The following is a 26187-nucleotide window of genomic DNA, read 5'->3' on the forward strand; positions in this document are numbered from 1 at the left end:
AATTATACTTACTTTTTCTTATAAATACTGCATAATATAATATTTCATCATATTATCATGCATAATAATGCAAATCCCCTTGTTATTCTTTCAAAAGTATAGTTTCGGTACAATTCGCACAGACTAAGGCTGAGGTGATAAAATATGATTGATAACAGCGAACTGCCCATTGGCTTTACCATGGAGTTAGCGCAGCACTCGGATATTCTGACGCGGTTTGCCGGCCTCTCAGAAAAAGAGAGAGACAGGATCGTTGACGGAGCCAGAAACGTGGATAGCCGGGATGAAATGCGAAACTATGTGGAGTCCATGTTTCAAGAAACAAAATCATCCTTTTTCTAAAAGCTTCCCGCAGGATTAAAATTTATCTTTAACCTGCGGGAGCTTTTGTAATTATTCCTTTTACCCCTTAATATATTTAATAATAATCAATCCATTAAGGGGCATTCTATGAAAAAATACATAACTGCCGTGGCCCAGGAAACAAATGCTTCCGGCGAACAGGAAGCCGCATATACCGGTATTCTTCAGGTAAACGTCGTTTCCCAGGAAAACAACTTTCCCGTCCGGGATGCAGAGGTTTCCATTGCCTACAAAGGAGATCCTGAAAGTACCGTGGAACAGCTTACCACCGATTCTTCCGGCCAGACGGAACAGGTCAGTCTAGCTGCTCCTCCCCTTGACTTAAGCTTATCACCTGGCCTTATCCAACCTTACTCGGAATACACCGTTAACATCCGGGCCCAGGGATTTGAGCCCGTCGTCATCTCCGGCACGGAAATCCTTCCGGACACCACAGCCATACAGCCGGTACGCATGGTTCCGATCCAGCAAGAAATATCTCCGGACGTCCCCATTGTTATTCCGGACCACACCCTATATGGGGAGTATCCCCCAAAAATTGCGGAAGATGAAGTAAAAACAGTGGCAGAAACCGGAGAAATCGTTTTAAGCCGGGTGGTAATCCCCCAGACTATCGTAGTCCACGACGGAGTCCCCACCGATCCAACGGCTACCAATTATTACGTTCCATACCTTGATTATATTAAAAACGTAGCTTCCAGCGAAATTTACGCCACATGGCCCAAGGCCACTATAACCGCTAATGTCCTTGCTATCATGAGTTTTACTTTAAACCGGGTTTATACAGAATGGTATAGAAACAAGGGATATGATTTCACCATTACATCTTCCACAGCCTTTGACCATAAATGGATCTATGGACGAAACATTTATGAAAGCATTTCCCAGGTCGTCGATGAAATCTTTAATAGTTACTTATCGCGCCCCGGCATCAGGCAGCCCATACTTACTCAGTACTGTGACGGCAACAGGGTCCAATGTCCTAACTGGATGACTCAGTGGGGAAGTTTAACCCTTGGAGAACAAGGCTACTCCGCTATTGAAATACTGCGGCACTTTTATGGAAGCAATATGTATATCAACACCGCCGAGCAGGTATCCGGAATCCCCTCCTCCTTCCCCGGTTACAACTTAACCATCGGTGCCAGCGGAGATAAGGTTCGCCAGGTCCAGGAGCAGCTTGATACAATCGCTGGCGTCTATACTGCGATTCCACGTATCACGGCCGACGGAATCTATGGTCAGGCAACCGCAAACGCCGTCCGGCAGTTCCAGTCCATCTTCGGCCTCCCGGTAACCGGTATCATTGATTTTGCCACATGGTACAGGATTTCCCACATTTATGTAGGGATTACTCGAATCGCAGAATACTCTTAAAAAACCAGTTCATAAAGCCCTAAGATATATTCGCATTTTTATCAGGCAAGCATATAAAAAAGGAGGAACCCATTCCTCCTTTTTCTATGTTCTCTATCCTTCTCCCCCAAGCAGCTCAGCTGCCACATATCCCAGCAAAGCAAGTGCAATTCCTCCAAGCAGCTCATACAGCTTCACCATTTCCCACGGCATATCCCATAAGATGACAAAAGGAGAGGAAAACACCAGGCCTATGATAACCCGGTACATCTGTCGTTTATGGCGGGTCAGAAGACGTTCCACCACTTTTGCAAACAGAAAAACGCCTATCAAAAGACCTGCCGCATAAGGCACCAGCACCGTTCCATTGAACAAAAGGCTTTGGAAATCAAAGGAAGAGAGAGCTCTTATGCAAGCATTGTTTGTTTGCAATATGGGTTCATAAAAACCCAGCATCATCATAATCATGGACCCGCTCACTCCAGGAACCACCATGGTGGCCGCAGCTACCAGGCCCACCAGAAACAGCGTAAATACCCAGAACTTTTCGGAAGAAAGATACGCCGCGCCGGAAGCCATATTCATTCCCTCTCCGCTGCTGCCGGAAGTAATATTTGTTTCAGCAATAAAGGTAATGAGAATTACCACGCCGCAGGTAAGGGCAGCCGTTAGAATTCCCTTCTTTCTGTCTTCCCGGTCTTTTGAAAATGACTTTTGAAACAAGGTAGGGAGCCCGCCTCCAATCAATCCTAAAAATGCCATTTTGGTCTGGAGCGGATATGTATGGAAAAGATATTCAAATGCGAGAGACAGAAAAACAATACCGGCCATTGCCCCCACCCCATAGGGAAGGAGTATCCGCAGGCTTTTTAAAGGCTCCCGAAACAGCTGCGTTACCGCATGAATAATCTTATCATACACTCCCATGGTAATGGCTAACATTCCCCCGCTGATGCCGGGAAGTATGTTCGCCACACCAATGATAACACCCTTTAGAAGTTCACTGATATACTCCAAGCAATTCCTCCTGAATTTTATATATATGGTATATCCTATGCCTTTTTAACCGCTTCTAATACATTTTTCCCTTGCCAAAAGCCGCTGGGGCGCGGCTCTTTTTAAAAGCCTGCGTCCCGGCGGCTAATTTCAAAATACAGCCGGTCTCTTGACCATGAACGTATTATATCCGCTGCGCCTGAGAGCATGCTCCATGCGTACCGCATTGTCAATATTGCGGAATGCTCCCACACGAACCTTATAAAGTCCATCTTCATAAACAACAAATGCCGGGAACCCCTGGGCCTTTAAACTATTCACCTGATCTTCGGCCAGGGTGTGAACCCGGAATGCTCCTGTCTGCACCTGATAATATTCGGCGGGTGTGGATACCTGTTCTTTTATAGAATTCAGAGTGCCCTCTGCAATCCCCTGGGCAATCAACTGAAAATTCTGATCAAACAGATTATTATCTTCTTCGTTATCAATAAATCCTGCTTCCACCAGAACCGATGGCAGCTTTGTCCGCCTGAGAACTACTAACCCCGGACGTTCTACTGTACCTAAGTTGGCTAATCCCGTCTTATTTAAGGATTCACCTATGTTTTTGGCCAGCGCGCCCGTCACCCCTTTATCTTCAAATACAAGAACCTCTATTCCGGAACCGGTACCTGGAACCGGCATGGCATTTCGGTGAATGGAAACAAGAAAATCTGCTTCCGCATCGTTGGCCATCACGGCCTTCTCAAGGGGCGTATTGTAGGTATCGTCAGTTCTCGTATACCTGACATCCATTCCGTTGTCTGCAAGAATTCTTCCTACAGCCATCGCAAGCCTTAAGTTATCATCCTTTTCCTGCCGTCCGTCATAGGTCGCACCTGGGTCTGTGCCGCCGTGACCGGCATCTATTACTACGATCATTCTCTCAGCCAAAAGAAAAACTCCCTTCACTACTTCTATTATATAAAGTATGTAAGGGCAGCCTTCTGGGTACCATTTTTTCGTACCACATTTATTCTTTTTCTCCTATTTCCGCCATTACATCCATATCTCTTGGACCTACCGGAGTAGAGAATACAATCTGAGTGCTGGTCTTTCCATATTTTTGAAGCTGCCCGATAAAAAGATCCAGCTCCATGGTGCTTGGAAAGGCTACTTTAACAAGCATGGAGTATTCTCCTGTGACGCAGTTGCACTCCAGCACATTGGGAATGGACTCCATGTCTTCATAAAACCGGATTTTATCCGCCGAGGAAACATCAAGACTTACAAATGCGGTGATGTGATATCCCAGCTTCCTTGAATCCACCGCCGCATGATATCCGGTGATGATTTTTTCCCGTTCCAGCTTTTCAATTCTGGCGGAAACTGCTGGAGAAGACAGATAGGCGGTTTCCGCTATATTCTTTAGGGATGCCCGGGCATTGTTCTGCAGTTCTTTCACTATTTTTTTATCGATGTCGTCCATTATTTCCTCCTAAAAAGAAGAAAAGCGCCAGCACCACCAGGGTACTGAACGCTCTTGTTCTTAAAATTATCATAATCAATCATTAAAAACTTGTCAATGTTTATTTTTAAGGGATGGCATTTCTTTCATCCGCTCAATGGCTTCTATGGTATTCTCATAGGTTCCAAATGCGGTCAGACGGAAATATCCTTCGCCACTTGGTCCGAACCCGCTTCCAGGAGTTCCCACCACACCGGCTTCCTCTAGAAGCCGGTCAAAAAATTCCCAGGAGGTCATTCCCGCCGGTACTTTTAACCAGATGTACGGGGCATTGACACCACCATAAACTTCACATCCGGCTTCCGTTAATCCCGTGTAAATGACTTTCGCATTTCTCATGTAATAAGCCACCTGTTCCTTTAGCTGGGCTTTTCCTTCGGTCGAATAGACCGCTGCCCCTGCTTTCTGAACGATGTAAGGGGCTCCATTGAATTTAGTTCCATGGCGTCTGGCCCACAGGGAATGAAGGGAAATCCCTCCCCGTTTTAAAGCTTTGGGAATGACGGTAAATCCCAGGCGGATTCCGGTAAAGCCGGCATTTTTGGAAAAGGAACGGAATTCAATGGCACAGGTTTTTGCGCCTTCAATCTCATAGATGGAATGTGGTACATCATCTTGAGCGATATAGGCTTCATAGGCTGCATCATAAAGGATCACCGCACCGCATTCATTGGCATAATCCACCCAGACCTTTAACTGGTCTCTTGTCAGGGTCGTACCGGTAGGATTGCCCGGAACACATAAGTAAATAAGATCCGGTATCTCTTTAGGCAGTTCAGGTACAAAATGATTTTCAGCCGTACAGGGCATATAAATCACATTGCTCCACTTTCCGGCCTCTTCCTCATATTCCCCGGTTCTTCCCGCCATGGCATTCGAATCCACATAAACCGGATATACCGGGTCACAGACTGCGATTTTACAGCTTTCATCAAAGATTTCCTGGATATTTCCACAATCGCTCTTAGCTCCGTCCGAGACAAAGATCTCATCAGGGGATATCTCACAGCCTCTGGCCATGTAATCTTCCTTTGCAATGGTTTCCCTTAAAAATCCATACCCCAGATCCGGCGCATAACCGTGAAAAGTTTCCTTATGTCCCATCTCATCCACTGCTTCATGAAGAGCTTTAATAATAGCAGGCGTAATGGGTTGCGTCACATCTCCGATCCCCAGCCGGATGATCTTCTTACCCGGATTTTCCTCGGTAAAAGCATTTACCTTTTTTGCAATGGTGGAAAAAAGATAGCTTCCCGGTAACTTCAAGTAATTTTCATTAATTTTTACCATTGGTTCCTCCTGTTAGCCTAAAGATTTGTTATGTCAAATTCTCCCTCAAACACTTCTACCGCCGGACCGGTCATGAACACATGGCCGCTTCCGTCCCGGTCCCAGTGGATGGTTAAATTGCCACCCTTTAATTCTACCTCCACCGTATGGGAAGTACGGCCGCTTAAGGCTGAAGCAACTGCGCTGGCAGCCGCTCCCGTTCCGCAGGCATAAGTTTCCCCGCTGCCTCGCTCCCATACCCGCATGCGGATGTAGTCACGGTTCACCACCTCAATAAATTCGGTATTTGTACGCTCTGGGAAACGCTTATGGTTTTCAAAGGAAGGTCCCATCGCCAGAAGATCCAGACTGTCAATGTCAGACATGTAGTAAACGGCATGAGGATTTCCCATGGAAATGCCAATGAACTCATAGTCTTTTCCTTCCACACAAATCAACTCCGGTACCTGGCTGGTGATCTCCGGCACTCCCAAATCTACCGTAACTTCAACAGCCCTGCCGTGTTCCGGCTTAATCTTTAAGTGTTTTATCCCTGCTTCGGTTTCCACATCAAATTCCGTTTTTTCCACAAGATAATGATCGTAAGCATATTTTCCTACACAGCGGATCCCATTGCCGCACATCTGACTCTCCGAACCGTCGGCATTAAACATCCGCATGCGGCAGTCCGCTGTTTCTGACGGACAAATGAGAATCAGTCCATCCGATCCGATACCAAAATGGCGGTCGCTGACTTTTCTTGCAAGCTCCGCCGGATCTTCCACGGATTCTTCAAAACAATTGATATAAACATAATCATTGCCTATTCCCTGCATCTTAGTAAATTTCATCATTCTCTCCCATAGCTATCGGTTAATCAGGCTCACGATCATCTGAGCGGTTTCCACCATATTGGTTCCGCTGTCCATGCTGCATTTCTGGATATACCGGTGCGCTTCCGTTTCGGACATATGGTTTCGTTCCATCAAAAGTTCCTTTGCCTGTCTGATTAATTCTTTTTCTTCCATGCTTCGCTCTTTTGGCTGGCTTTTTAATTTCTTCCGCCTTCTGGAAAGGGACTCCACCATCATTTCTAAAGAGCTTACCAGGTCCTGAACTTTTAAGGGCTGACCCAGGCAGACCACGCCCTCAGGTACCCTGCCGCTCCACTGGCTCGGCGACATGAGAAGAAGCATCTCCATGCCTCCCGGAAGGCATTCGTAAATATCGTTAAATACCATATCTGCAAACCTGCAGCCGCATACTACGATTCCGCTGCCCAGCTCATCAGCACTGTTTACTGCCTGGGCGCCGGAGGTGCAGACCGCCGCTACCATAAAGCCATTTCTCACAAGAATATTTTTAATATTTTTTGCATCCTCTTCTCTGGAAAATGCCACTATCACATTGGTCAAACACTCTCACCTCCAGATAACCGTATCAGAAAACAGGAACCATCAGTACTTATACAGGTATTCTTCCACTTCCCAATCCGTCACCTGCACCCGGAACATATGCCATTCGCTTTCCTTGGCCTCCAGGTATTTGGTGTAGATATGTTCGCCCAACACTTCTTTCATAAAATCGTCTTTGCGGAAAGCCTCAATGGCCTCTCCCAGTGTCTCCGGCAGATGTTCAATACCTTTTTCCAAAATTTCCTCCGGATGCATGGTAAAAATATTCCTGTCAACGCTCTCCGGCGGAGTCATCTCTTTTTCAATTCCGTCAAGGCCGGCAGCCAGACAGGCAGCCAGAGCCAGGTACGGATTAACGGCAGTATCCGGGCAGCGGAGCTCAATCCTGGTACCTGCCCCTCTGGTAGAAGGAATCCGGATCAGGGGACTTCTGTTTGCCTTGGCTGACCATGCAATATAAACCGGAGCATCGTATCCGGGAACCAGACGCTTGTAGGAGTTGACCAGAGGATTGGTAAGTATGGTCATTCCCTTTATATGATAAAGGAGTCCGGCTATAAACTGGTAGGCAGCCTTGCTTAAGCCCAGCTCATCTTCCTCATTCTCAAACATGTTTCTGCCCATTAAATCAGACAGCGACATATTGATATGCATTCCGGAACCATTGACCCCTGCCTTTGGCTTTGGCATAAAAGTAGCGTGAAGTCCATGGCGCTTGGCAATGGTCTTTACCGCCATCTTAAAGGTCATGATGTTATCCGCCGTCACCATCCCTTCCGCATATTGAAAATCAATCTCATGCTGTCCCGGTGCAATTTCATGGTGGGAAGCTTCGATCATAAATCCCATTTCCTCTAAAGTCAGCACCATATCCCGGCGGACATTCTCAGCTAAGTCAATGGGAGCCACGTCAAAGTAGCTTGCCGTTTCATGGGTTTCCGTTGTTGGTCGTCCTTCCTCATCCATATGGAAAAGAAAGAATTCACATTCCGGCCCAGCGTGGAATTCAAATCCCATGTCCCTGGCTTTTTTTAATACCTTTTTCAGAACGAATCTGGGATCTCCTTCAAAAGGCGTTCTGTCCGGGCAATACACATCACACATCAGGCGGGCAACCTTTCCCTGCTGGGGACGCCATGGCAGGATTTCAAAGGTATCAAGATCCGGATAAAGATACATATCAGATTCTTCCATTCTTACAAAGCCTTCAATGGAAGAGCCATCGAACATGCAGCGGTTATCCAAAGCCTTCCCAAGCATGCTTCTGGTAATTGCAACGTTCTTCAGCATACCGAAAATATCAGTGAACTGAAGCCGGATAAATTCCACATCCTCTTCCTCTACGATCCGGAATATATCTTCTTTGCTGTACTTGTTCATAATGCTTTCTCCCTTCTAAAAAACCATAAGAAACACGTTTTCCTGTATAGGAAAAAGGGTAGGCAAATACAGTCTCACATCAATGGACCATCTTTGCACCACCCCGTCATATGTGTAAAATATAACAGCTAGAAAAAAATTTGTCAATATTTTTTATTCATTACTTTGATATGCTAACGCCCGGATGGCATTTAAAATGGCAAGCACTGAGACACCTACGTCTCCAAATACGGCTGCCCACATCGTCGCTATTCCGGCCGCCGATAATATCAGAATGAGTACTTTCACTCCAATGGCGAAAATAATATTCTGCTTTACTATTCTTGCGGTTTTTCTTGAAATTGCAATGGCGTCTATAAGCTTTGAAGGTTCATCTGTCATAATCACCACATCCGCAGCTTCCACTGCCGCATCGGAGCCGATTCCTCCCATGGCGATTCCAACATCGGCACGGGCAAGGACCGGAGCATCATTGATGCCGTCACCCACAAAGGCCAGGTTATGTCCTTCCTGTTTTCTTGACAAAAGCTCCTCTACCTTTCCCACCTTGTCACCGGGAAGCAGTCCGCCGTGAACTTCATCAAGCCCAAGCTTTTCGCCAACCGCCTGACCAACTTCCGGTTTATCACCGGTCAGCATTACCAATTTCCTGACTCCGGCTGCCTTTAGTCCTTTTAAGGCCATGGGCACATCTTCCCGAATGGTGTCGGAAATGGTGATGGAACCAAGATAGCGGCTTCCATCTGCCACATAAAGGGAGGTCCCTGTCACTGATCCCTGATCAGTGATCTCAATTCCCTTCTGCTTCATAAGCCTTGCATTGCCGATGTAAAGTTCTTGTTGTCTTTCCCCATCTTTAATCTCTGCCTTGATGCCATAACCTGCAATCTCTTCCACACAGCCGATCAATGTCTCGTCAACAGATTTTCCATAAGCTTCCTTAACCGATAAAGCAATGGGGTGGTTGGAATGAAACTCTCCATAAGCAGCCAGTCTTAATAGCTCTTCTTTTGTTCCTTCCACCGGATCCACATCTGTGACCTGGAATTTCCCTGTTGTCAGGGTTCCTGTTTTGTCAAAGACAACCGTATCCAAAGAAGCCATGGCTTCCAGGTAGTTGCTTCCCTTCATAAGAATTCCATGCCTGGAGGCAGCACCCAGTCCTCCAAAAAAGCTTAAAGGCACGGATATCACCAGGGCACACGGACAGGATACAACCAAAAAGCTGCAGGCACGGTAAATCCAGGTTCCCCATTCACCGCCAAACAGCAGAGGCGGAATCACTGCCAGAATAAGAGCCAGACTCACCACAACCGGTGTATAGATTTTTGCGAATCTGGTAATAAAGTTCTCAGCTTTTGCTTTTCTAAAACTGGCATTTTCCACCAGCTCCATGATCTTTGCCACCGTAGAGTCATCAAACAGCTTCGTTACTTCAACTTCCAGCACACCGTTTAAATTGATGGAACCGCTTAATATCGCATCGTTTTCCTTCACTTCCACCGGCATGGATTCTCCGGTCAGGGCCTTGGTATCCAGACCTCCGGTTCCTTTTACGACGATACCGTCAAGCGGTACCTTTTCTCCCGGCTTTATAACGATCCTGTCTCCTATGGAAACTTCATAAGGGTCTACCTTCTCTTCCTTCCCATCTTTAATAAGATTCGCATATTCCGGATTTATATCCATAAGATCGGTGATGGACTTTCTGGACTTATCTACTGCGTAATCGTTAAACAGCTCACCTACCTGGTAAAACAGCATAACCCCTACCGCTTCTTCTAAAGCCCCGATGCCGATGGCGCCGAAGGTCGCCACTGTCATAAGAAAGTTTTCATCGAAAAATTGTCCGTTTATAATATTCCGTACTGCTCTTAAAGGTATATCATATCCTGCTGCCAGATAGGAGATCAAAAAGAAGATCCAGTACCAGGCAGCCTTTCCTTCTACAATCATCCCTGCTGCAAAAAACAGGGCGCTGGCCGCTAGCCTTATTGTCATCCGTTTCTGTTTCTTTGTCATAGCTGCTCCTTTGTTCTTACCGAATCACCTTAAATTCTGCTTCCGGCTCAATTTTGTTTGATATCTTTCTGGCTGCCTCTATGATTTCATCCGACTTACTTTCTTCGATTTCCATGGTCATCCGTTGAGTCATAAAGCTTAAGGCTGCACTTTCCACACCAGCTAACTTTTTTACCTCTTCTTCAATCTTAGCCGCACAGTTGGCGCAGCATAAGCCTTCCAGTTTAATAATCTTTTTCATAACCATTCTCTCCTTTTATAATTTTTTATCAGACTTCATTACTCATTGATATGCTCCATCCCCTGAGCCAGAATTGACTCGATGTGGCCGTCGGCCAGAGAATAAAATACAGTCTTTCCTTCTCTGCGGAACTTCACCAGACGCATCTGCTTCAACACCCGAAGCTGATGGGAAATAGCTGACTGGCCCATTTTTAAAAGATTTGCGATATCACATACACACATCTCTGACTGGCTGAGTACATAGAGTATTTTTATTCTGGTAGCATCACCAAATACTTTGAAGAAATCTGCCAGATCAAGAAGCTCCTGATCCTGGGGCATGACCTTTAGCACCTGGCTCACAACGTTTTCGTGAACGCAGATAAAATCGCATTGGTCGATTTCATAATCCTGAATGTTCTTTTTGCTGTCCTGCTCCATTTGGTACCTCCTTAACCCTTATATTATTATATGAATAAGTGTTCATATGTTTATATTATCACTTTTTCAAAATTTGTCAAGAGTTTTTTCCGGCTTACTTGACAGCCTTAATCGGCAGTGATAGACTTAAGGTCCTTTTCCAATCTAATTTCACATCTGACATTCAGGAAAAGAGAATATTGATACCACGGTAGAGTCCCCGGAAAAAGATATTTACTGATTCCGGAGAGCAGCGTAACCATTGGGGCAACCAATGACGCTCACCGCTTGGCAAGATATTAGGATCCTCTGGCTGGTCATGACAAGTTTCTTTTTTAATAAAGAACTGCCCGCTGCCGGAAAGAACGGATTCTCAAATATTACTACCAGGAGGAACTAATATGATTCAAGTGGAACACATGAACAAGACCTTTAAGGTCACAAGAAGAAGTGCCGGCTTTTCAGAAGCAGTGAAGGCCCTTTTTCACCGGGAGGTGGAACTCATCCACGCTCTTAACGATATTTCCTTTACCATAGGTGACGGAGAAATGGTAGGCTATATCGGACCGAATGGAGCAGGGAAAAGCTCCACCATCAAAATTCTAAGCGGAATACTGACACCGGATAACGGCACCTGTATGATCAATGGCCGGATCCCATGGAAGGAACGTAAGGAACATGTAAAGGACATTGGCGTTGTCTTCGGCCAGCGCAGCCAGCTTTGGTGGGATGTCCCCATCCTTGATTCCTTTGAACTGCTCCGCGACATCTACGAAATTCCCACACACCAATACCAGGAAACCCTTGACGAGCTGACCGGGCTTTTATCCTTAGGCGAACTTTTACGCACTCCGGCCAGGCAACTGTCATTAGGCCAGCGGATGCGCTGTGAAATTGCAGCCTCTCTTCTCCACAGGCCTAAAATCCTATTTCTGGATGAACCCACCATTGGTCTGGATGCAGTATCCAAACTTGCGGTTCGGGACTTCATCCGAAAGCAGAATAAGGAGCACAAGACAACGGTCCTCCTTACGACCCATGATATGCAGGACATTGATGCCCTGGCAGACAGGGTCCTCTTAATTGGAAGAGGTCGTCTGCTATTAGATGGCACCCTCTCCGATTTAAAGTCCCACCGTCCCAAAGAAGAGGCCACACTAGATGAGATCATTGCCGCCCTTTACCGGGATTACCGGATATAGGAGGAAGAAAGCATGAAAAAATACTGGTCCTTTTTCCGCATCCGCTTTATCCACGGCCTTCAATACCGGGCGGCGGCTCTTTCCGGCATGGTTACCCAGTTCGTATGGGGAACTATGGAGATTCTTTTATTCCGGGCCTTTTATGAGTCTGCTCCGCAAAGCTTCCCCATGGAATTCCAGGCTCTTTCCACCTACATATGGCTCCAGCAGGCTTTTCTGGCCCTTTACATGACCTGGTTCTGGGAGTCTGAGCTGTTTCATTCCATTACTACCGGAAACGTAGCCTATGAATTATGCCGTCCCGTCCGTCTTTACCATATGTGGTTTGTCAGGGGTCTGGCTGTCCGCCTTTCCAAAGCAGTCCTGCGGTGCATGCCCATTCTGGTGTTTGCCTGGCTGCTGCCGGCTCCTTACGGGCTCACACTTCCAGGAAGCTTCCATACCTGGTTTTTTACCCTTTTGTCTATGACCCTGGGACTTCTTTTTGTAGTAGCCTTTGGCATGGTGGTATATATCTCCGTTTTTTACACCATTTCCTCTCAGGGAATCAAACTGATCGTCACCTCCCTCTCCGAATTCTTAAGCGGTGCGATCATACCTCTTCCATTCCTGCCGGATGGGATCAGGGAAATTGTGAACTTTTTGCCTTTTGCATCGGCCCAGAATGTCCCTTTCCGGATTTTCGGCGGTGATTTAAAAGGACATGATATGTACACGAGCCTGCTGGGACAGGTATTCTGGCTGGCGGTGTTCCTTGTTATCGGGCAGATCATGGAGCGCAATGCCTTAAAACGTGTTGTGATCCAGGGCGGTTGAAAGGAGGGATACGATGAATTCAACCCGGTTATACGAAAAATATCTTCTCATACACTTAAAAAGCATGATGCAGCATAAGGTTTCTTTCCTTTTAACCACCTTAGGACAGTTTTTAGTATCCTTTAACATATTTCTTGGAGTCCGCTTTATGATGGACCGTTTTAAAGAAGTAAAGGGCTTTTCCTACGGAGAGGTTCTGCTCTGTTTTTCCATTACATTGATGGCTTTTACGATTGCTGAGACCATCTTCCGAAGCCTGGACACCTTTGAAACCATCATCGGTAACGGAGAATTTGACCGCATTCTACTCCGGCCGAGGGGCAGCCTGTTTCTTGTCCTTTGCAGCAAAATAGAGCTGACCAGAATCGGCCGGCTTTTACAGGCTGTGGTTATGCTTATCTACGGCATTTATTCCAGCTCCATCATCTGGACCCCTGTCCGCATTATGACCGTTGTCCTCATGATCATCGGCGGGGTGGCGGTGTTTGCAGCCATTTTTCTGATTTTTGCCTCCATATGTTTTTTTACCCTGGAGGGCCTGGAATTTATGAACATATTCACGGACGGAGCCAGGGAATATGGAAAATATCCCATCGGCATCTATGGGAAAACCCTTTTAACCATCTGTACTTACCTGGTTCCCTTTGCTCTGTTTCAGTATTATCCCTTTTTATATTTAACAGGAAAGACCTCTGATTCATGGTACAGCCTGCTTCCTCTGGCCGCATGCCTCTTCTTGATACCGGCCGGCCTTTTATGGAATTTCGGACTGTCCCGTTACCAGTCGACCGGTTCTTAAGCAGGAATGAAAAAACGCGGAGCAAGCGGGATCTTCTGATTCCGTTTGCTCCGCGTTCTTTCTTTGCGGTTTAATGACTGTCTTTTCCATGAAGGCTGCAGCACGTTTCCAGGTTATAAACTAAACTTTCGTCCAATAATGCTTCCACCGCAGAATCAGCAGCACCGGTTACTCCTGGATATAACCGGATCCCAGCCTCGCTTAAAGAGGTTCTGGCGCCCTCTCCGATTCCTCCGCAAATTACAGCATCAGCGCCCAATCCTTTTAAGAATTCTGCCAAAGCGCCATGTCCGCTTCCTTGCGTATTAACCACTTCTGTGGATGCTATGTTTTTCTCTTCTATCTGGTAAATCTTAAACTGTTCTGTCTTTCCAAAATGCTGGAATATTTCTCCGTTGTCATAAGTTACTGCAATCTTCATCAATACGACCTCCATTCTTAAGAACCTTTGTTTTCCGCCCCGCTCTTTCCAATGACCCGGTCAAATACCAAAAATGTCACGGTCACCGACACAGCTACGCTGATGAAATCTGAAACAGGCTCCGTATAAAATATCTTATCAATTCCAAACCAGATCGGTATCAAGGCGGCACCGCCTAAAAATATCACCTTCCGGAACATGGAAAGGGTAATTGCGACTTTAGCGACTCCCATCCCCACAAATCCGTCTACAACCGCATACTGAAGGGCCAACGGTATAATGCCCATGGTATAGATCTTAATTGCCCATACCGTCAGTTCCACGTAAGCCTCATTCTTCGTAAAGATTAGTACAAAATACTTAGGAACCGTATGAGCAAGGATAAACATTATAGTAGTAAAACCAAGTGCCAGACCAGAAATATGAAGGCTTGCCTTTTTAATCCTGTCAGGCCTTCCTGCTCCGTAATTATAGCCTAAGATGGTCTGGGTTCCGCCGGTAATTCCCCCTAGAGGCATGGTAACCATTAACATAAAGCTCTGTACAATGGTCATGCAGGTAAGAAGCATGTCACCCTGGCCCTCTCCGCCAAAACGCTGGATCATCATATTTAAGGATATGATCAAAATATTATCAAATGCGATAATAAGAAAAGGGCTAAGACCCAGAACCAAAACCCGTTTCATAACCTGCCAGTCGTAATTTCCAAAGGTGATCCGGATCGGGGGCTTGTTTCCAAACAGAAACCGGAGTACATAGGTGCAGGAAGCCATCTGAGACAAAACCGTAGCGATCGCTGCTCCCCGTACCCCCAGACCAAACACAAACATAAACACCGGGTCCAGAATAATATTGCATATGGCTCCCAAAAGAACCGACTTCATCCCGACTTTTGCAAAGCCCTGACAAATAATGAACTGGTTCATGCCCGTAGACAATAGAGCAAAAATAGTGCCAAGTAAGATTATGGTAATGTAATCATTGGCATAGGTGAAAGTGGCCTCGCTTGCCCCAAACCACATCAAAAGCTTCCCCTTTGCCATAAAGGAAAGGACGGTGATCACCACCGATAAAATCGTTAAAAGTAAAAAACAGTTCGCAAGAATCTGGCTGGCTGCCCGATGGTTTTTCTCCCCCATGCGAATACTCATTAAAGGAGAGCCGCCAACTCCAACTAAAAAAGCAACAGAAGAGATCATGGTCACAATTGGACCGCAGATTCCTACTCCTGCCAATGCGATCTCGCCAATTCCGGCGATATTTCCAATGTACATTCGGTCTACAATGCTGTAAAAAACGCTTACAAACTGTGCCAGCATGGAGGGAATCGCCAGTCTCCATACCAGTCCTTTTATTTGATCCGTATCTAAATTATTTTCTGTCTTCACGTCAAAACTCCATTAATCCGGTCACTGAACCATGGCTCCGTCAGAGCCAAAGGTATAGGTAACTCCGTCTATATCCATGGTCGTATCATGAATCATGATGCCATTGGAATCAAGGAAATACCAGGTGCTTCCCACCTGGATCCAACCAGTCTGCTTTGTATAATTTTTTGTATAATACCGGTTTCCGTCAATGCTCTTCCAGCCTTCAGAACGAATCAGGGTATTGTAATCCGCAAAGGAAAACTCAAGGGTCACATCTCCATCAATTCCATCCACTCTTCCCTGGTCCGTGCACTGCCAAATGGTACGGTTCTTGTAGTTGTTTATGGAGCCGTATCTGGCATACCAGACATCATATGGGATCTGGTTCATATCAATGTGATTGGTCAGCCATTTGTTATTGGCATAAACCACCGGCCGGTATCCTGCATCTGAAATGGTTTTGCAGAATGCATTGATGTTATCTGTAATTTGCTGCTTTGACAAATGATTGTCAAGAAGGTACTGGGATTCCACATCATATGCAATCGGATAAGAAATCTGGTAATCCTTCACCATCCGGAGCACATACTTAGCTTCCTCTACCGCAGTCTGCGTATCAAGAGCCTGCGTGTAGAAAAACACGCCGGTCTTAAGCCCGCCTGACGCTGCGCCTGCCATATTGATAGAATAATAAGGATCCATGTCATTAAGATAACCGATCCGCACCATGGCAAAAGAAATACCATCCTGAGCCACTTTCTTCCAGTCGATCCCGCCGGTTAATCCATTCTGACGGTTCTGGTACTTTGATACGGTAATTCCTTTTTCCAGCGCGCCTGCGATGGGAATGCCTGAGGCATCCACATATTGTCCGTTTTCCAACTTCCACGCCTCAGCAGAAAATCCATCCTTTGGCACAGCCGTGGCTTTTAAAGTCATAAGGCCGGCCGCTAGACATAAGGCTATTCTTAGTTTTGTATTCTTATTCATCATTTCCTCTTTCCTGTCCATGCTTTCCAGGTATACGAAATACCGCCAGGGAGATTTAATCCGATCCCCTTCGGAACGCTTTTATATCATGGATCAAAGTTTTCACGCTGTTAATAAAAGAGTCAAAGGCTCCGAATTCATATAGATTTAAAAACAGCATGCCAATGGGCACCGCCAAAATCATACCGGCAATCCCGCTGATCTTAAATCCCAAATATAAAAACAGCAATGTCATGAGGGGGTCAAGCCCCATGGTATCCCCTACGATCTTTGGCTGAATGACCTGCCTTAGTACCAGGGTCAGAACATAGATGATCAGCAGACCGACACCAAAGGCATACTCACCGGCAACAAGGCGGATCAATGCCCATGGAATCAGAATGGTACCGGTTCCTAAAATCGGCAGAAAGTCAAGAATCGCTATGATAACTGCAAGAAGCAGCGCATAATTTATTCCCAATACCAGAAATCCTGCCGCCAGTACCACGGCAATAACAAACATGATTTTAAACTGGGCAAGAAAATAACCGCTGACCAAACGCTTTGCATCTTCTTTAAGATACTGGTAATATTTGGTTCCTCCTTCCGGTATATACCGGCGAAGTATTTCCATAATCCTATCCCGATCCACAATAAACAGATAGGAGGAAAAAATCGTAACAATGGTATAAACCAGGGCGCCAGGAATGCTCTTTACTACATTTCCCGCCACCGTCACCGTAGGAGAAGCGATCTTTTGAACCATCACATTTAAATATTCTCCCATATGGGTAAAAAACTGATTTACGGAATCCTGAATGTTCTGAGGCAAAAACTGCAAAAGCCTTTCCACCTGCAAAAGCAGCTTCTGGGTCTCAATCCAGGCTGATTCATAATACTTGGGAATATCTCTTGCAAATCCGGCCGCCTCAGAAACCAGCTTAGAGATCAGGAAATAAAGCACAGTGATAATAAGGGCCAGCACTGCAACCACAATGAGCACAGAACTATGTTTCCTGACGATCTTTAGGCGTTTCTCCAGGAAGCGCACCAGAGGATTTGCAATGACAGCAATAATCCAGCCAATGACAAAGGGAAGGAAGAAATTTAAAATCCTCGGTCCCCACACACAAATTAAGTATATAAACAAAATTGGTATAACAATATTGAGAATCAGTCTGCAATACTTTCTAACTTTTTCCATTTTAATCACCCATTTATATGATACTCTTTAAATGTCCTTCTGGCAAACGAAAAAAATCTAAAGAAATTCTTTTAAAAAGATGTATAACGCCTCCATCTCTTCATCCGTTCCTATGGAAATACGCAAGTGATTGTCAAGCCTTGGCTGTTTAAAATACCGGACATAAATATTATTATCCCGGAGAGCTTTGTATATCTCTTCTGCCCTGCGTTCTTTATGAGAGGCAAAGATGAAGTTTGCCATAGAATCCGGGAACGAAAATCCCAGCTCCCCAAGCCTTATTTTCGCCTGTTCCCTTGTGTATATGATCTTATCCAGGGTTTCCTTAAAATATTTATCATCTTCAAGTGCTTTTACTCCCAAAACCAGGGAAGGAATATTCATGGTATAAGAATTATAAGAATATTTCACATCATTTAACGCACGGATCAGATCCGGATGCCCGTAAGCACATCCGATTCTCATTCCAGCCATGGAACGGGATTTGCTGAAGGTCTGCACAACCAGGAGATTATCATATTTTTCAGTCAGTTTTATTCCGCTTTCTCCGCCGAAATCAATATAGGCTTCATCAAGAATCACCACTGACTCCTGGTTATGGGCTATGATATCCTCTACTTCGGAAAGAGGCATAAGAAGACCGGTGGGGGCATTGGGGTTCGGGAATATGATTCCCCCATTTTCCCTGTAATAATCTTCCTTCCGGATACAAAAGTTATCGTCAAGAGCAGGTGTTTCATACGGAATCCGGAATAAATCCGCCCAGACCTTGTAAAAGGAATAGCTCACATCAGGAAACAAAATTGGTTTCCTGGAATTGAAAAAGGTCATAAAAGCTACGGCAATCACATCATCAGATCCTACCCCTACGAAAATCCGGTCCTCTTCTACCCCATAAGTTTTTGAAAGGGCCTTAATAAGAACTGTTGCAGCCGGATCCGGATATTTGCGAAACCAGTCGCAATCCATCTGGGCCAAAGCCTGCTTTACACCAGGAGACGGCGGATAGGGGTTTTCATTGGTATTTAACTTAATTAACTTCTCTCCCTTTGGCTGCTCTCCAGGTACATAAGGAGCAACCCTTCGGATGTTGGCTTCCCATGGCTTCATTATGCTTCCTCCCTTTTTTCTGTAAGGCCATACTCTTCTGCTATCTTCTTAAATGCAGGAAGAGAACGTTCAATCTGCTCATAGGAAACGCAATATGCGATCCTTACATAGCCCGGACACGCAAAGGAAGATCCAGGCACCAAAAGCACTCGATGCTCTTTGCAGGACTGACAAAATGCCTTATCATCAACAGGAGATTTTACAAATAAGTAAAAAGCTCCTTCCGGCTTAATGCAGTCAAACCCATATTCCTTTAAACGGTTGTAGAGAAGCTCCCTGTTCCTGTCATAGGCTTTTAAATTTACTTGGCTCTCCACGCAGCGGACGATCACCCGCTGCATAAGGGAAGGCGCATTGACACAGCCCAGCACCCGGTTGGCAACAGCTGCTGCTGCTATGACCTTTGAGGAATCTTCCATTTCATCGGGAATTACCAGATATCCGATCCGTTCCCCAGGCAGGGATAAAGACTTGCTATAAGAATAGCAGACGATGGTATTATGATAAAACGGTGTGACAAAGGGAACCTCCACCCCATCATAAGCCAGCTCCCGGTAAGGTTCATCAGAGATCAGCACAATCTGGGTACCAAGCTCTGCTTCCTTTTTCTTAAGGATTCCTGCAATCTCCCGGAGAGTCTCCGCAGAATAAACCACGCCCGTTGGATTATTAGGGGTATTGATGATCACTGCCTTTGTCTTGGGAGTGATACGCTTTTCAAATTCTTTTAAATCAGGCTGAAAACTGGATGTATCCGGGGGCACTGCCACAAGCACGCCGTCATAATTCCGGACATAAGAACCGTATTCCATAAAATACGGTGCAAACACCAGCACTTCATCGCCGGGATCCAATATGGTTTTAAATATTACATTCATGCCGCTGGCCGCACCAACGGTCATAAGAATATTCTCCAGACGAAAATGAGTTCCAAACCGCCTGTTTAAGGACTGGGCTACTGCATCTCTCGTATCCTCAAATCCTGCATTGCTCATGTATCCATGGACGAAAGTGGTTTCTTCTTCCCTGATAATGTCAAGAATGGCCTGATTTACTGCCGGGGGCGCCGGCACATTGGGATTTCCCAGGCTGAAATCATAGACATTCTCTCTGCCGTATACGGCAGCCATCTTCTTTCCTTCTTCAAACATGGCACGGATGGCGGAATTGTTTTCTACAAGGGGTCTCATCTTGTCTGCTATCATAATCTTATTCCTTTCCCTGAAATGATTTTATGTTCCTCATTGTATCACAAGTGCCGGATGCGGTCTATTCTAATCTCATACTTTCTCTATCTGAACGCTTACCGGATTGTACCAGAGCCGATCTTGCCTTATCACAGCAATCTTCAAAATCTTTGTCCTGCGCCTCGATCATGGCAAAAGCGGCGTTAATCCAAAATAGAGGCTCCTTCTCATTTCCCATAAGTTCCTGGGTTAAAACTTTTGTAATCCGCTTTAGCTTTTGTTCCATATCGCTGCTCCGGATATTTTTGCACAGTACCATTGCTTCATGTACACCGTTTAAACAGATGATATCATCTTCCCTGAAAAAACGCTTTAAGCATTCCACATAAGGAGCAAAAAACGGTTTCTCTGTCTTAAAGCCTTTTTTGCTTTTCCCTTCCGGCCCCTGGATCTCAAATAAAACCAGGGCAGAAGGCTGGAAGCGGCGCCGCATCACATAAGCCTCCATCATGGAAACGGCGGCATGGCGGTCGGGCAGCTTCTCAAATGAAAGATCTCTTCCGGAAAGCCTCAGCACATCTCCCAGCATTTTCTGAGAGTCTTCAAGCTGCTGGCGCTGCTCCATCTGCTCCGTAGCATCCCTTACCGCTCCATAGTACAAACGGTGCTCGTCCTGCTCCCTTAAAAAGAATACGCGAATATGTACCCACATCAGTTCCCCGCTTAGACGGTACTGCCGGAAAATACCTTCCCCTCCCCGGATCGGGTTGCTGTATGCGTTCTCAAATATATTCAAAACCCAGTCTCTGTCATCTTTATAGATTCGGTTTAAGAGAAACCACCTTCGTTCCTCCATATCCGACGGATTATCCCCTGTTATGCGGTAATATTCCTGATTTACTCTGAGAACCTCGCACCGGTCCTCATACACTTCATACAGGGCGATTGCCCCAAGCATGTTATTTAACATCGCCTCACTGGTGATGTTCTCATTAAATAAATCCTCCAGTTTCAGCTGCCCCAGCTGGCGGGCCTGAATCCCACCGTAATCTACGCAATCCTCCCGTATCAGGAGCTGCTCCGCCTCTTCTACCGGAAGCGGTTTATAATAATAATATCCCTGCCCGTAAATACAGCCGATATTTCTTAAAAAATCTACCTGATCCTTTGTCTCGACCCCTTCTGCAATGATCTTCATCTGCATGACCCTTGCCATCCTCACAATGGTCTCCAAAATCCCCATTCCCCGGCTCTGGCTGTTCTCATTCATATCCAGGAATTTGGTGTCGATCTTAATGACATCTACATTGACATCCTTAAGCATGTTAAGAGAGGAGTACCCGCTTCCAAAGTCATCCATAAACACCGGAAAGCCTGCCCTGCGCAGATCCTCCAGTACCCTTTGCATCTTATCATCATCCTCTGCATAGGCGCTTTCCGTTATCTCGATTTCTAAGAATCTTGGATCGATCTCATATCGGTCCACCAGTTCCTTGAATTTCTCCACAACATCAATGGCATAGATATCCATGCGGGACATATTAACAGAAATGGGGATCAGTTTTTTCCCGGCCTTGCCCCATCTGTTTAACTGCCTGCATACCATCTCCCAGATATAAATATCCAAATAAGTAATAAACCCATTCTGTTCTAAAAGCGGTATGAACTCTCCTGGAGAAATCAGTCCGCGTAAGGGATGCTTCCATCTAACCAGGGATTCCAGACCGATGATCTTGCCTGTAAGCATATTGCACTGGGGCTGAACGTAAAAAATAAACTCTTTCTTTTCCAGGGCGCTTTGTATTTCTGAGAGAAGGATCTGATCATTTTCCATCTTCTGTTTCATGCCAGGATCATACCAGCCTATTCTCTTGGCATAATTGCCTTTTACGGAGTTCAGTGCGATCGCTGCTCTGTCATACATCATACTGACCGAAAGGCGGCGGTCCTCGATCCGGTAGACCCCAAATGCCGGAAGAAATCCTGCATTTCCGCCATATTGTCTGGCATAGTAATTGATCTCGCCTTCCAGGCTTTTCAATATGGATATGTCTTCCGGAAGGATGACAACAAAATCATCACCACCCATATACCCTGCTATGGAACCATGCAGCAGTTCCAAGGACTTCAAATATTTTCCAATCTTTATCAGGAAGCGGTCCCCTTCCTCTTCTCCATACCATTCATTGAAAAGCTTAAAATGCTCAATGTCAATGGCCACCATAAAATATCTTGTGCCGGGTTGGTTTTTCAAAAGCTGCTCTGCTTTCTCAAAAAAAGGACCGTAACGGAAAAGCCCTGTCATGGAATCTGTTTCTTCCCGCTTTTCCTTAAGCTTTTTCTTTTCTTCCTCTTCCTGTTTCCTTCTGCTGTCGATATCCTGGATATAACACATAATAATAGGGTCCGCACAATCCCCGCACCGGAACAAAACGGCAATCACTCTGATCCAGCAATAATTCCCGTCCACCATCAGCCTGCGGAATTCTCCCCTGATGATCCTTCCGCTTGCATGAAGACGCTCAAGTAAGGTAGGCCCATCCCAGAATTCCAAAAACTTCTCTCTGTCTTCCGGGTGGATCATGAAATCCGCCACCTCAAGACACATGGAATCCAACTGTCCTTCTATCTTTGGAATCCTGAATTTATCTTTCTGGTGAAACAGGATCCTATAAAAATTTGCTGCAATGTTCACTTCAAAAAGTTCATCATAAACGGTGTTGTCCGTCAGATGATAAAAAAGATTCTTATTCTTCTCATCCACCGGCCGGAACATAATAAGCTTGCATCCGTCGTGGCCGGGCCAGTCAATTGTGGCTGAGGATACATCCATCCAAAGCTCTGAGGCAGAATTATATAATATCACATGCCCTGACTTTCCCCTTGTACCAGGACAGTCTTTACAGGGGTCCAGTCCTTTTCCGATCCCCTGAAAACAATACATTCCTTCTCTTAAATCCGGATAATATGATTTAGCCGCATTATTGAGATAAATGATTCTGTAATCCTGGTTAACTATGTAAATACCGGCTTCTTCATTTTCAGCCGACATAAGATTCATAAGCCCCCGCCTCTCCTGTATCACATTATCTGCGACCATATAAATTATTGTAATATTATAGTATGAAAAGTCTATTTCCGTCAACCAATTCAGTCACACATCGTGAAAACAGGAACGGCACTTCAATCCTCCGTTAGAGCAGTTCCCTCATGCTCTGTATTTACGGTGATTGCCGTGCCGTTTTGCCAATCTTTATATTTATTACCGGAGAGCGCGCAGCTCCTCTGTCATCTCATGAGAAAGGGTGAATCTTCCTACGTAACCGACTTCCCCTGTCATCAGCACGCCGCCATCCGGTTCAATCTCCACTTCAAGCACGCCTCCCGGCATGTGCACGTACATCTTAGGATCTGTAAGCCCCATGCGGTATGCCGCACCGGCGGCCGCGCAGCCGCTGGTTCCTGATGCAAGGGTATATCCCGCTCCCCGCTCATAAATTTCAATTTCAATATTGGTCCTGTCCACAACCTTTAAAAGCTCTGTATTGATCTTTTCAGGAAAATAATCGGCTGTTTCCGAATGCTTTCCGATTCGGCAGGCCAATTCCTTTGATATGTCGTTCAGCCAGATGACGCAGTGAGGATTGCCAATGGTCACACAGGTGACCCGGTAAGGAATGCTTCCAAACATCATGGTTTCATTGAGTACCTCTCTCCTTGGCCCGGTAACAGGAATTTCATCGCTGTAAAAGCTTAATTTTCCCATGGAAACCTTTATTCTGGTCCCGGTCTCATTCAAGTACTGGATGGTCTGCTGCCCGCTTAGTGTATTGACAATAAAACGGTTTTTCTGCACGTATCCGGCATCCTTTAAGTATTTCCCAAAGATCCGGACCCCGTTGCCGCTTAATTCCGCTTCACTTCCATCGGGATTTAAAATCTTAAGTTCCAGCTTATCCTGCCCCAGAATCGGACCTACTAAAAGTCCGTCAGAACCTACTCCAAAATTCCGGTTGCAGATCAGCCGGACACTCTCCTCTGTCAGCTCCAGTTCATTTTTATTGGGATCAAAAATCAGATAGTCATTGCCCAGTCCATGGTATTTCTCCAGCGTGATATTCATGATAAAACTCCTTTCCCGTGTCTCGCAATATCCTCACATAATTGATAATATGAAATTCCGGCAGCCTTAGCCTCTTGTGGAAGAAGACTATAAGGTGTCATTCCCGGCAGCGTATTAGCCTCCAGACAGTAAAGACTTCCATCTTCCTCCATAAGAAAGTCCACCCTGGAGTAATGACCAAGTCCCAAAGCGTGATGGACCTTTAAAGCCATAACGCCCATGGCTTCCTCTTCTTTTTCTGTGAGCCTTGCCGGACAGATTTCCTCTGTCATGCCTGCCTGATACTTATTTTCATAGTCATAAAACCCTGCCTTTGGTATGATCTCAATTGGAGGAAGTGCCCTTTCTCCCAGGATTCCAACAGAAAATTCCCTGCCAATAATTTTCACTTCCGCCAGTATCCGGTTTTCATAAGCAAAGGCAGAATCAAGGGCCTGTTCCCATTGTTCCTCTTTATCCACCATGGTAATACCTACGCTGGATCCACAGCCGCATGGCTTTACCACACAGGGAAAAGTAAATGGCTCCAAAGGCTCCCCTTTCGTATAAAGACGCCAATCCGGTGTTGGTATGCCTGAAGCTTTCATCAGGAGTTTTGCCATAGGCTTATCCATGGCTTTTAGGCACCCCTCATAACTGGTTCCAGTATAAGTAATGCCATAGGCATCAAAAACAGCCTGTATCTGCCCATTTTCCCCCGCTCCGCCGTGCAATGCCAAAAATACAACATCTGCCTTACTGCAGATTTCAATTACCCGGTTTCCTATAAATCCTTCTCCCTTTCGCCCTTCGCTTAAGCGGTCAAGCTCCGGAACCTTTTTTCCGATTTCCCATGAAAGCTCTGTACCATCTTTAAGGCTTTTAAAGCAGACAGTTTCTCCGTCGGCAACTCCAAGATAAGAATCCAGTAAGTAAACCTCATGCCCATTTTTTATGAATGCGTTTGTGATCATCGCCCCTGAAGATAATGAGACTTCTCTTTCCGGGCTGTAACCGCCTGCCAACACGACTATTTTCATTCTTGTCTTCCTTCTGTTCATGAACATTTATTTTATATATTCATTATATACAGCACTATTTATCATTTCCATCAATATAATGCTTTTTTTATTGCAAATTATGTTGTATTATAAAAGGCAGTACATAGGAAGGATACGATTGACATGGATAACTATGAAAAGCGGGGATATTTAAACAGTGATTTCCGGCTGTTTCATCTGACTGATACAAAAAAACAGGATTTTGAATACCATTATCATGATTTTGATAAAATCATCATATTCATCCGGGGATCCGTAACTTACCGGATCGAAGGTTGTGCTTATAAACTGAAGCCTTATGACATCATACTGGTCCGCCATAACGATATTCATAAGCCTGACATCGACCCGTCGGTGCCTTATGAAAGGATCATCGTCTATCTTTCCCCCGGTTTCTTACTGGCTTACCGATCCGACAGCTATGATTTGAGCACCTGCTTCCAGAAATCAAAAGAGCTACACTCCCACGTCCTGCGGATTCATTCCATGGAAAAGAGCGGCATATACCGAACATTGGCGAACCTGGAATATGCCTGTACCCATGACGGATATGCCAGGGATTTATACTGCCAGGTGGTTTTTCTGGAATTCATGATCCAGTTAAACAGGGCATCTCTGGCCAATCGGGTGCAATACCTGCCCCCTTCCACCGGTGACCGGCGCATTTTAGGTATTATGGACTATATAAACAATCACTTGACGGAGGAGATAAGCGTAGAGACGATTGCAGAGTCCTGTTATATCAGCCGTTATCACCTGATGCACTTATTCAAAGGGGAAACCGGCTACACTCTGTTTGATTATATCACGGAAAAACGTCTGGCATTGGCAAGAGATCTTTTAAAAACAGGAATGCCAGTTACCGAAGCATGTTTTGCCAGCGGCTTTAAAAACTACTCAACGTTTTTCAGGGCCTATAAAAAACATTTTCACTCTTCACCTTCAGAAGCCGTAAAAGAACATGGAAATTTATAAGTTTTTCTTAAGTTCCCCTGC

At 45.5% G+C, this 26187-nt stretch carries 25 protein-coding genes; 6 read left to right on the forward strand and 19 right to left on the reverse strand.

What is annotated here, in order from left to right; translation table 11 throughout:
- The first annotated feature begins 144 nt into the window (after positions 1-144).
- Positions 145-342, forward strand: a complete 198-nt coding sequence (locus ACHZES_RS07550) for a hypothetical protein (RefSeq protein WP_038278888.1) — start codon at positions 145-147, stop codon at positions 340-342.
- Positions 343-450: 108 nt separating this feature from the next.
- Positions 451-1740 carry a peptidoglycan-binding protein gene (locus ACHZES_RS07555; RefSeq protein WP_038278891.1) on the forward strand — a complete coding sequence of 430 codons (1290 nt, stop codon included), beginning with the start codon at positions 451-453 and terminating at the stop codon, positions 1738-1740.
- Between the two features lie 93 nt (positions 1741-1833).
- Here ACHZES_RS07555 and ACHZES_RS07560 read toward each other — a convergent pair whose 3' ends face one another.
- From ACHZES_RS07560 to ACHZES_RS07605, 10 genes are all read right to left on the reverse strand, one after another.
- The gene (locus tag ACHZES_RS07560; RefSeq protein WP_154521666.1) at positions 1834-2736 is read right to left on the reverse strand and encodes a DUF368 domain-containing protein; all 903 of its coding nucleotides are present in this window, start codon (positions 2734-2736) and stop codon (positions 1834-1836) included.
- A 129-nt stretch (positions 2737-2865) separates the two neighbouring features.
- Positions 2866-3636 (reverse strand): N-acetylmuramoyl-L-alanine amidase, encoded by a 771-nt coding sequence (locus ACHZES_RS07565; protein WP_038279317.1) that lies wholly within the window; start codon positions 3634-3636, stop codon positions 2866-2868.
- 91 nt (positions 3637-3727) lie between these two features.
- Positions 3728-4183, reverse strand: a complete 456-nt coding sequence (locus ACHZES_RS07570; RefSeq protein ID WP_038278897.1) for an Lrp/AsnC family transcriptional regulator — start codon at positions 4181-4183, stop codon at positions 3728-3730.
- 93 nt (positions 4184-4276) lie between these two features.
- Positions 4277-5512 carry an LL-diaminopimelate aminotransferase gene (locus ACHZES_RS07575; RefSeq protein ID WP_395548378.1) on the reverse strand — a complete coding sequence of 412 codons (1236 nt, stop codon included), beginning with the start codon at positions 5510-5512 and terminating at the stop codon, positions 4277-4279.
- Between the two features lie 17 nt (positions 5513-5529).
- Positions 5530-6342: a diaminopimelate epimerase gene (gene dapF, locus ACHZES_RS07580; RefSeq protein ID WP_038278903.1), complete on the reverse strand. Its 813-nt coding sequence runs from the start codon at positions 6340-6342 to the stop codon at positions 5530-5532.
- A 15-nt stretch (positions 6343-6357) separates the two neighbouring features.
- Complete coding sequence (locus ACHZES_RS07585) at positions 6358-6906, reverse strand: ANTAR domain-containing response regulator (RefSeq protein ID WP_038278905.1); 549 nt, start codon at positions 6904-6906, stop codon at positions 6358-6360.
- Between the two features lie 42 nt (positions 6907-6948).
- Positions 6949-8286, reverse strand: coding sequence for a type I glutamate--ammonia ligase (glnA, locus tag ACHZES_RS07590; protein ID WP_038278907.1), 1338 nt, complete (start codon positions 8284-8286; stop codon positions 6949-6951).
- Between the two features lie 153 nt (positions 8287-8439).
- Positions 8440-10308 carry a heavy metal translocating P-type ATPase gene (locus ACHZES_RS07595; protein WP_154521672.1) on the reverse strand — a complete coding sequence of 623 codons (1869 nt, stop codon included), beginning with the start codon at positions 10306-10308 and terminating at the stop codon, positions 8440-8442.
- Between the two features lie 16 nt (positions 10309-10324).
- Positions 10325-10549, reverse strand: a complete 225-nt coding sequence (locus ACHZES_RS07600; RefSeq protein WP_038278913.1) for a cation transporter — start codon at positions 10547-10549, stop codon at positions 10325-10327.
- 38 nt (positions 10550-10587) lie between these two features.
- On the reverse strand, positions 10588-10971 hold the full coding sequence (locus ACHZES_RS07605; RefSeq protein WP_051835053.1) for a helix-turn-helix transcriptional regulator: 384 nt from the start codon (positions 10969-10971) through the stop codon (positions 10588-10590).
- Between the two features lie 380 nt (positions 10972-11351).
- Between ACHZES_RS07605 and ACHZES_RS07610 the strand changes: the two genes are divergently transcribed.
- The 3 genes from ACHZES_RS07610 to ACHZES_RS07620 are packed head-to-tail and all read left to right on the forward strand — an operon-like array spanning position 11352 to position 13767.
- Entirely contained in the window at positions 11352-12152 is an 801-nt protein-coding gene (locus tag ACHZES_RS07610; protein ID WP_038278915.1) for an ATP-binding cassette domain-containing protein, read from the forward strand.
- 12 nt (positions 12153-12164) lie between these two features.
- Positions 12165-12968: an ABC transporter permease gene (locus ACHZES_RS07615; protein ID WP_154521675.1), complete on the forward strand. Its 804-nt coding sequence runs from the start codon at positions 12165-12167 to the stop codon at positions 12966-12968.
- Between the two features lie 13 nt (positions 12969-12981).
- On the forward strand, positions 12982-13767 hold the full coding sequence (locus ACHZES_RS07620) for an ABC transporter permease (protein ID WP_395548377.1): 786 nt from the start codon (positions 12982-12984) through the stop codon (positions 13765-13767).
- A gap of 70 nt (positions 13768-13837) precedes the next feature.
- Here ACHZES_RS07620 and ACHZES_RS07625 read toward each other — a convergent pair whose 3' ends face one another.
- From ACHZES_RS07625 to ACHZES_RS07665, 9 genes are all read right to left on the reverse strand, one after another.
- Entirely contained in the window at positions 13838-14188 is a 351-nt protein-coding gene (locus ACHZES_RS07625) for a NifB/NifX family molybdenum-iron cluster-binding protein (RefSeq protein WP_154521678.1), read from the reverse strand.
- A 17-nt stretch (positions 14189-14205) separates the two neighbouring features.
- Positions 14206-15576 (reverse strand): MATE family efflux transporter, encoded by a 1371-nt coding sequence (locus tag ACHZES_RS07630; RefSeq protein ID WP_038278922.1) that lies wholly within the window; start codon positions 15574-15576, stop codon positions 14206-14208.
- Positions 15577-15597: 21 nt separating this feature from the next.
- Positions 15598-16548, reverse strand: coding sequence for a GH25 family lysozyme (locus ACHZES_RS07635; RefSeq protein ID WP_404820388.1), 951 nt, complete (start codon positions 16546-16548; stop codon positions 15598-15600).
- 55 nt (positions 16549-16603) lie between these two features.
- Positions 16604-17731, reverse strand: coding sequence for a sporulation integral membrane protein YtvI (gene ytvI, locus ACHZES_RS07640; protein WP_038278927.1), 1128 nt, complete (start codon positions 17729-17731; stop codon positions 16604-16606).
- Between the two features lie 57 nt (positions 17732-17788).
- Positions 17789-18841, reverse strand: a complete 1053-nt coding sequence (gene hisC, locus ACHZES_RS07645; RefSeq protein ID WP_395548375.1) for a histidinol-phosphate transaminase — start codon at positions 18839-18841, stop codon at positions 17789-17791.
- Positions 18841-20046: a pyridoxal phosphate-dependent aminotransferase gene (locus ACHZES_RS07650; RefSeq protein WP_395548374.1), complete on the reverse strand. Its 1206-nt coding sequence runs from the start codon at positions 20044-20046 to the stop codon at positions 18841-18843. Before ACHZES_RS07650 ends, hisC begins: the two co-directional genes overlap by 1 nt.
- A gap of 64 nt (positions 20047-20110) precedes the next feature.
- Positions 20111-23128 carry an EAL domain-containing protein gene (locus ACHZES_RS07655; RefSeq protein WP_395548373.1) on the reverse strand — a complete coding sequence of 1006 codons (3018 nt, stop codon included), beginning with the start codon at positions 23126-23128 and terminating at the stop codon, positions 20111-20113.
- 162 nt (positions 23129-23290) lie between these two features.
- The gene (gene dapF / locus ACHZES_RS07660) at positions 23291-24151 is read right to left on the reverse strand and encodes a diaminopimelate epimerase (RefSeq protein ID WP_038278935.1); all 861 of its coding nucleotides are present in this window, start codon (positions 24149-24151) and stop codon (positions 23291-23293) included.
- Positions 24148-25170, reverse strand: coding sequence for a D-alanine--D-alanine ligase (locus tag ACHZES_RS07665; RefSeq protein ID WP_395548372.1), 1023 nt, complete (start codon positions 25168-25170; stop codon positions 24148-24150). The genes dapF (ACHZES_RS07660) and ACHZES_RS07665 overlap by 4 nt, the downstream gene beginning before the upstream one ends.
- Before the next feature lie 144 nt (positions 25171-25314).
- Here ACHZES_RS07665 and ACHZES_RS07670 point away from each other — a divergent pair, with 144 nt between their 5' ends.
- On the forward strand, positions 25315-26166 hold the full coding sequence (locus ACHZES_RS07670) for an AraC family transcriptional regulator (protein ID WP_154521693.1): 852 nt from the start codon (positions 25315-25317) through the stop codon (positions 26164-26166).
- Positions 26167-26187: the final 21 nt, after the last annotated feature.

The organism is Lacrimispora sanguinis (genome assembly GCF_044987295.1).
GTDB classification, from domain to species: Bacteria; Bacillota; Clostridia; order Lachnospirales; family Lachnospiraceae; genus Lacrimispora; species Lacrimispora celerecrescens_B.

Coding starts and splice junctions, on each gene's coding strand:
- ACHZES_RS07550 (WP_038278888.1), top strand. CDS start 145: ATGATTGATAACAGCGAACTGCCCATTGGCTTTACCATGGAGTTAGCG.
- ACHZES_RS07555 (WP_038278891.1), top strand. CDS start 451: ATGAAAAAATACATAACTGCCGTGGCCCAGGAAACAAATGCTTCCGGC.
- ACHZES_RS07565 (WP_038279317.1), bottom strand. CDS start 3,636: ATGATCGTAGTAATAGATGCCGGTCACGGCGGCACAGACCCAGGTGCG.
- ACHZES_RS07570 (WP_038278897.1), bottom strand. CDS start 4,183: ATGGACGACATCGATAAAAAAATAGTGAAAGAACTGCAGAACAATGCC.
- ACHZES_RS07575 (WP_395548378.1), bottom strand. CDS start 5,512: ATGGTAAAAATTAATGAAAATTACTTGAAGTTACCGGGAAGCTATCTT.
- dapF (WP_038278903.1), bottom strand. CDS start 6,342: ATGAAATTTACTAAGATGCAGGGAATAGGCAATGATTATGTTTATATC.
- glnA (WP_038278907.1), bottom strand. CDS start 8,286: ATGAACAAGTACAGCAAAGAAGATATATTCCGGATCGTAGAGGAAGAG.
- ACHZES_RS07595 (WP_154521672.1), bottom strand. CDS start 10,308: ATGACAAAGAAACAGAAACGGATGACAATAAGGCTAGCGGCCAGCGCC.
- ACHZES_RS07600 (WP_038278913.1), bottom strand. CDS start 10,549: ATGAAAAAGATTATTAAACTGGAAGGCTTATGCTGCGCCAACTGTGCG.
- ACHZES_RS07605 (WP_051835053.1), bottom strand. CDS start 10,971: ATGGAGCAGGACAGCAAAAAGAACATTCAGGATTATGAAATCGACCAA.
- ACHZES_RS07610 (WP_038278915.1), top strand. CDS start 11,352: ATGATTCAAGTGGAACACATGAACAAGACCTTTAAGGTCACAAGAAGA.
- ACHZES_RS07615 (WP_154521675.1), top strand. CDS start 12,165: ATGAAAAAATACTGGTCCTTTTTCCGCATCCGCTTTATCCACGGCCTT.
- ACHZES_RS07620 (WP_395548377.1), top strand. CDS start 12,982: ATGAATTCAACCCGGTTATACGAAAAATATCTTCTCATACACTTAAAA.
- ACHZES_RS07625 (WP_154521678.1), bottom strand. CDS start 14,188: ATGAAGATTGCAGTAACTTATGACAACGGAGAAATATTCCAGCATTTT.
- ACHZES_RS07635 (WP_404820388.1), bottom strand. CDS start 16,548: ATGAATAAGAATACAAAACTAAGAATAGCCTTATGTCTAGCGGCCGGC.
- ytvI (WP_038278927.1), bottom strand. CDS start 17,731: ATGGAAAAAGTTAGAAAGTATTGCAGACTGATTCTCAATATTGTTATA.
- hisC (WP_395548375.1), bottom strand. CDS start 18,841: ATGAAGCCATGGGAAGCCAACATCCGAAGGGTTGCTCCTTATGTACCT.
- ACHZES_RS07650 (WP_395548374.1), bottom strand. CDS start 20,046: ATGATAGCAGACAAGATGAGACCCCTTGTAGAAAACAATTCCGCCATC.
- ACHZES_RS07655 (WP_395548373.1), bottom strand. CDS start 23,128: ATGGTCGCAGATAATGTGATACAGGAGAGGCGGGGGCTTATGAATCTT.
- dapF (WP_038278935.1), bottom strand. CDS start 24,151: ATGAATATCACGCTGGAGAAATACCATGGACTGGGCAATGACTATCTG.
- ACHZES_RS07665 (WP_395548372.1), bottom strand. CDS start 25,170: ATGAAAATAGTCGTGTTGGCAGGCGGTTACAGCCCGGAAAGAGAAGTC.
- ACHZES_RS07670 (WP_154521693.1), top strand. CDS start 25,315: ATGGATAACTATGAAAAGCGGGGATATTTAAACAGTGATTTCCGGCTG.